The organism is uncultured Actinomyces sp. (assembly GCF_963526355.1).
Lineage (GTDB): Bacteria > Actinomycetota > Actinomycetes > Actinomycetales > Actinomycetaceae > Actinomyces.
In genome coordinates this window covers 1-5020 of the sequence record NZ_CAUROW010000115.1, presented here as the reverse complement: position 1 = coordinate 5020, position 5020 = coordinate 1, and the positions used below count along the sequence as shown (strand labels likewise).

Below are 5020 nucleotides of genomic sequence, written 5' to 3'. Positions count from 1 at the left end.
CGACGAAGCACTCGCGGTGGTCGGAGGCGGCCGTGTCGAGAATGTTGGCCAGGGCAAGACGGGAGCGGGCGTAGGAGACGCCGGCGAGCACGTCGGCCACGCCCAGGCCCACGACGAGCCGGTTGATTCCGGTGTGCGTGGAACGGCGGGCCACCTCGGGGCCCCAACGGTCGGACATCTGCGCCGTCGTCTCACCGGGAACCGCCAGCGAGGTCCACAGGATCTCGGCGTCCCGAGGCGTGCGGGCCATGACCCGCCCCGTCCACCCCAGGGCGCGTCCGTCCCCATGACCGGCCACCAGCTCATCGCCGATGAAGCTCAGCCTCGTCTCGCGCATGCCAGCGCCTCCTCGTCCCTCATGATCCCTCATGCTGTCTTGACATTATCGTGACCTTGCGCTGCAGCGGGGGAGGCTGACGGCATTTCGATGAGGTTGACCGGCGATGAACCGGTAATGACCAGCATGTTCTCAGCCTCGGCTGAAGGCCTGGCGGATGATCTCCTCCTGTTGGGCGCGGTGAACGCCGGCGGTTCCTACGGCTGGGGCGGCCGCCTCAGGACGGGAGACCAGCGTGGGCAGGACGCCGCCAGTGAGGTTCGCGGGCAGGTGGAGCGCCAGGTAGGGCCACATGCCCTGGTTGGCAGGCTCATCCTGTACCCACACCAGCTCGGCCCCGCTGAAGGGGGCCAGCGCTTCGGCGATGGCCTCGGTATCCAACGGGTAGAGCTGCTCGAGGCGGACGACGGCCGTGCTCGTGTCCCCGGTCTTGGCCCGGTGGGCCAGCAGATCGTAGTAGACGCGCCCCGAGCACATCAGTACTCGGTCCACGCCCTGATCCTGCGCCGCGACCAGGACGGCGTCGTCGACCTCGCCGATGACGGGTTGGAAGGTGCCGGAGGTGAAGTCCTCCACCGGCGAGCAGGCGGCCTTCAGTCGCAGCAGCTGCTTGGGGGTGAAGACGATGAGTGGGCGGCGCGGGCGGCGGTAGGTGTGCTCGCGCAGCAGGTGGAAGTAGCTGGCGGGCGTGGAGGGCTGGGCCACCAGCATGTTGTCCTGGGCGCACATCTGCAGGTAGCGCTCGATGCGCCCCGAGGAGTGGTCCGGGCCCTGCCCCTCCTGGCCGTGGGGCAGCAGCATGACCAGGCCGGAGCGTTGCCCCCACTTCTGGGCGGCGGAGGTGACGTACTCGTCGATGACGGACTGGGCGCCGTTGGCGAAGTCGCCGAACTGGGCCTCCCACATCGTCAGCCCCTCGGGCCGCTCCACCGAGTAGCCGTACTCGAAGGCCAGGGCCGCGTACTCGCTGAGCAGTGAGTCGTAGATCTCCAGAGGCGCCTGGTCCGGGGTGAGGAAGCTTAGGGGTGTCCACTCCTGGCCGGAGACGTGATCGTGCAGGACCGCGTGGCGCTGGGCGAAGGTCGCACGGCGGGCGTCCTCGCCGGCCAGACGGATCGGCACGCCCTCCATGAGCAGGCTCCCCAGGGCGATGAGCTCGCCCAGGCCCCAGTCGATGCCGCCCTCTCGCGTGGCCTCGCGGCGCTTGGCGAGCATGGTCTGGAGCTTGGGGTGGACGGTGAAGGCCTCCGGCCAGGCGACCTGGGCGTCCCCGATGCGCTCGACGACGTCGCGCGCCACCGCCGAGGTCCAGCCGAGCATCATGCCGCTGCCCGCCTGCTGGGAGTAGGGGATCTCCAGGGAGGACAGGGGCACGCCGACCTTTGTGGGGTCGGACAGGTCCTGGGCGGCGACCCCCGAGGTGGCAACCTCCCCGGGTTCCCTGGAGCCCTTTCCATCCCCGGTGATCTGGACGCGGGCCTCGGTGAAGATCCGCTCCAGCTCGCCCTGGTAGCTCTCGGCGATCTCGCGGGCCTCCTCCGGGGTGATGTCGCCACGCCCCACGAGAGCGGCGGTGTAGACCCCGCGGGTGGAGTCCAGGGAGTCGATGAGCCGGTACATGAGTGGCTGGGTCATCGAGGGGTCGTCACCTTCGTTGTGCCCGCGGCGCCGGTAGCAGATGAGGTCGATGATGACGTCCTTGTGGAAGGTGCGTCGGTACTCGTAGGCGTGGCGGGCGGTGCGGGCCACCGTCTCGGGGTCGTCGGCGTTGACGTGGAAGATCGGCACCTGCAGGCCCTTGGCCAGGTCGGTGGCGTAGGTGGTGGAGCGGGCTGAGGCCGACCCGGTGGTGAAGCCGATCTGGTTGTTGACGATGATGTGGACGGTGCCGCCGGTGCGGTAGGCGGGCAGCTGGCTCATGTTGAGGGTCTCGTAGACCACGCCCTGACCGGCGAAGGCGGCGTCACCGTGGACGAGGACCGGCATGACCGTGTAGCCCTTCTCGCCCAGGCCGATGCGGTCCTGCTTGGCACGCACGATCCCCTCGACGACGCCGTCGACCGTCTCCAGGTGGGAGGGGTTGGCGGCCAGGGAGACGCGGGTGGTCACGCCGTCGGTCCCGGAGAAGACACCCTCGGTGCCCAGGTGGTACTTGACGTCCCCGGTGCTGGCGCCCTCGATGACGCCGTTGCCCTCGAACTCGTCGAAGACCTGGGCGTAGGACTTGCCGGCGATGTTGGTGAGCACGTTGAGGCGGCCGCGGTGGGCCATGCCGATGACGACCTCGTCGAGGCCGTCGTGGGCGGCGGCGTCGAGCAGACGGTCCAGGGCCACGATGAGGGACTCCCCGCCTTCGAGGCTGAAGCGCTTCTGGCCCACGTACTTGGTCTGCAGGAAGGTCTCGAAGGCCTCGGCCTGTTCCAGCTTGGTGAGGATCCGACGGCGCTCCTCGTCACCGATGTCCTCCCAGTCGTGCTCGAGGCGCTCCTGCCACCAGGTGCGCTGGGCCGGGTCCTGGATGTGCATGTACTCCACGCCCACGGTGCGGCAGTAGGCGTCGCGCAGCATCTTGAGGATCTCGCGCAGAGTGGCCCGATCGCGCCCGCCCAGGCCTCGGGTGGGGAAGGATCTGTCCAGGTCCCACAGGCTCAGCCCGTAGGAGGTGATGTCCAGGTCGGGGTGACGGCGCAGGCGGTAGGTGAGCGGGTCGTTGTCGGCCGCCAGGTGGCCGCGCTGACGGTAGGCGTGGATGAGCTCGGCCACGCGCGCCGGCTTGCCGGTCTCCAGCTCGGGGTCGTAGGTGGTGTCGCGCACCCACGCGACCGGCTCGAGGGGGATGCGCAGGGACTCGAAGGCCCGGTTCCAGAAGCCGTCCAGCCCCAGGAGCTTGCGCTCCACCAGGCGCAGGAACTCGCCCGAGGCGGCGCCCTGGATGACGCGGTGGTCATAGGTGGAGGTCAGGGTGACGACCTTGCCGATGCCCTGGCGGGCCAGGGTGTCGGGGCTGGCGCCGGCGAAGGCCGCTGGGTAGTCCATGCTGCCGACCCCCACGATGAGCCCCTGGCCGGGCATGAGGCGGGGCACCGAGTGCAGGGTGCCGATCATGCCGGGGTTGGTCAGGGTCACGGTGGTGCCGCGGAAGTCGTCGAGATCCAGCCTGTTGTCGCGGGCCTTGGCCACGAGGCCCTCATAGGCGTCCACGAACCGGGACAGGTCCATGAGGTCGGCCTGCTTGATGGAGGGCACCAGCAGGCGGCGCTGCCCGTCGGCGCCGGGCACGTCGACGGCCAGGCCGAAGGCCACGTGGGCTGGCTCATTCAGGACCGGCTTGCCGGCCTCGTCGACCCCGTAGGAGACGTTCATCGAGGGCATCTCAGACAGGGACTCGACCACCGCCCAGCCGATGAGGTGGGTGAAGGAGACCTTGCCGCCGCGGGTGCGGGCCAGGTGGCTGTTGATGACGGCGCGGTTCTCGATGAGGACCTTGGCGGGGACGGCCCGGGCGGAGGTGGCCGTGGGCATGGACAGGGAGTCGTCCATGTTCTTGGCGGTACGGGCCGCCGCCCCTTTGAGCCGGGTGGTGCTGTCCTCGCAACCGTCGCCCTCCAGGGCGTGGGCGGGGTGGGCGGCCAGGCGCTGGGCGTAGGGGGAGGTCGGAGGAGCGGTGTCCGACGGCGGGGCCGGGGGAAGGTCGGAGCGGGTGACGTCCTGGACGGCGGAGGAGCGGCGCTGGGGGGCGGTGGCTTGAGTCGTGATGGTCGCTCGGCGGGGCCCTCCCGGGGCGGACGACGCAGGACCATTGGCGAAGCCGTTCGAGGGGGGCGAGCTCGGCCGCTGCAGACCGGCACTCGGGTCGGTCTCGAAGAGCTCTCGCCACTGGGGGCTCACGGAGGAGGGGTCTGCCGACCAGGCGGCCCGCATCTCCTCCACTATCCACTCGTTGGCACCGAAGCCTGGGCTGGTCTGGTCCTGCGTGGGCACGTCGGGTCTCCTCGGAGCTCGTCAATCTGCCGTCCCGTCGCTGGGAACCTCGGCGGGACCCGGGGAGGAACGGCGGTGTTCGTAGAACATCCTAGGAGGTGAAAGGCGTCTCAGGCGAGCAAATGCGGGACTAAGGACACATGCGTGTCCCGGCCGTGACGCGCTCGCGGCCTCGGCCCGGCCATCCCGACGACGATGACCTACAGGTCGCGCCACTCCTCGAATGCGTCGAGCCGGGATGTGTTGCCGTCTTTGAGCGCGCGTGCCACCGCCTCTAGCAGCTCCAGTCGAGGGTCGTCTTCGCACCTGATCCGCTCCAGTTTCATCTCAAATGACCAATCACCTGTCGTCACGCCCTCTGCCAGAAGGGTCTTGAGCGCTTTTCCGGACTCCTTGCGGTGCTCGGACGAATGGGAAAACAGGTAGAAATAGCATTCGGCTAGTAACGGCTTCTGGGCATCTCCAGCGAGGAAGATCGCCTTCTCAGTCAGGCTGATCGCCTTCGTGTTATCAGATTTGGCAAAGAGGATCTGAGCGTAGTTGCCGAGGTTGTTGGCGTGGTGGGGGTCGGCGTCGATGGCCCGCTGGTACAGCTGCTCGGCCTGGTCCATGTCGCCGCGGACGGTTTCCAGGAAGTTGGCGTAGGCGCCGAGGTTGTTGGCGTGGTGGGGGTCGGCGTCGATGGCCCGCTGGTACAGCTGC

3 protein-coding genes are annotated in these 5020 nt (G+C 68.9%); all 3 read right to left on the bottom strand.

Going from position 1 to position 5020, the window contains the following annotated elements:
- Positions 1–337 (bottom strand): GDSL-type esterase/lipase family protein (locus tag RWR81_RS12275; RefSeq protein ID WP_399498448.1); only part of this gene is annotated, 337 nt, incomplete at its 3' end.
- 132 nt (positions 338–469) lie between these two features.
- Entirely contained in the window at positions 470–4318 is a 3849-nt protein-coding gene (locus RWR81_RS12270; RefSeq protein ID WP_314458011.1) for a multifunctional oxoglutarate decarboxylase/oxoglutarate dehydrogenase thiamine pyrophosphate-binding subunit/dihydrolipoyllysine-residue succinyltransferase subunit, read from the bottom strand.
- A gap of 200 nt (positions 4319–4518) precedes the next feature.
- A partial coding sequence (locus RWR81_RS12265; RefSeq protein ID WP_314458010.1) for a tetratricopeptide repeat protein occupies positions 4519–5020 on the bottom strand: 502 nt, incomplete at its 5' end.